The following is a 908-nucleotide window of genomic DNA, read 5'->3' on the forward strand; positions in this document are numbered from 1 at the left end:
ATACCGTTTTGGTGTTCTTTTGGAAACATCGAGATCCAGACAAGGGCAGTAGGGCCCTGAGTCCACTGATGAGCCAACCTCAGCCAATCTAGCCGCGCAGGCGACCGGAGCGCAGGATGCTGATGACGAGCCACAGCCCCAACAGGCTGGCCGCCCCGAACAGGAGTTCACTCAGCCCAAAGACCTGAAACCGCTGCGTCTGAGCCGAGATGATGGCGGCCCCGACGATTAGAGAGCCGACCACAATGCTGTAGGAGAGGCGGTTGGCCGACTGATCCAGGCTGCTGCGGATCCCGTCCAGCTCTTGGATGGTCAAGTTCCAGCGCTGGGTTTCCGAGGTGATGCGGCTGAGCAGCAGCTCCATCTGGCGCGGCGATTGCAGAGAGAGATTTTTCAAATCCAAAGCCGTGCGCAGCAGCGAAGGCAGAGGGGCCTCCCCCAGCAATTGCGCCCGAAACACATCCGCCATCAGGGGGCGAAGCTGCTCCGGCAGGTTGTAGTCGGGGGTGAGCTGGCGGGCGATCCCTTCCAAATTGGCCAGCGCCTTGGCACAGAGGCCCAAATTGCCGGGAATGCGGATCTGGTTGCGCCGGGCCGCCTGCAGGATCTCGGAAAAGAGCTGGCTGAAGTTGAGTTCCGCAATGCTCAGGGTGTAGTACTGCCGCAGAAGGCGCTCGTAGTCGCTTTGGAGCTGGGCCAAGCTAACCGGCTGCTCCCGCAAGCGGGCCGTGGATCTTTCCGGCAGGGCCAACTCCAGGGTCAATTCGGCACAGCGCTGGGCATCGAGGCTGACAATGGCCAGCATCAGCTCCAGCAGAATCTGCTGCGTACGCGGATCCAGCCGCCCAATCATGCCGCAATCCAGCAGGGCTACGCGACCGGATCCCAAGTAAAAGAGGTTGCCGGGG

The 908-nt window shown here is 61.6% G+C and carries 1 protein-coding gene; it reads right to left on the reverse strand.

Annotated elements, in window-relative coordinates; genetic code table 11:
- Positions 1-88: 88 nt before the first annotated feature.
- Positions 89-908: AarF/UbiB family protein (locus NW815_RS12475; RefSeq protein WP_414416078.1), on the reverse strand; the 820-nt coding region annotated here is incomplete at its 5' end.

This window comes from Synechococcus sp. R6-7, assembly GCF_047461695.1.
In the GTDB taxonomy this organism is placed as follows: Bacteria; Cyanobacteriota; Cyanobacteriia; order Thermostichales; family Thermostichaceae; genus Thermostichus.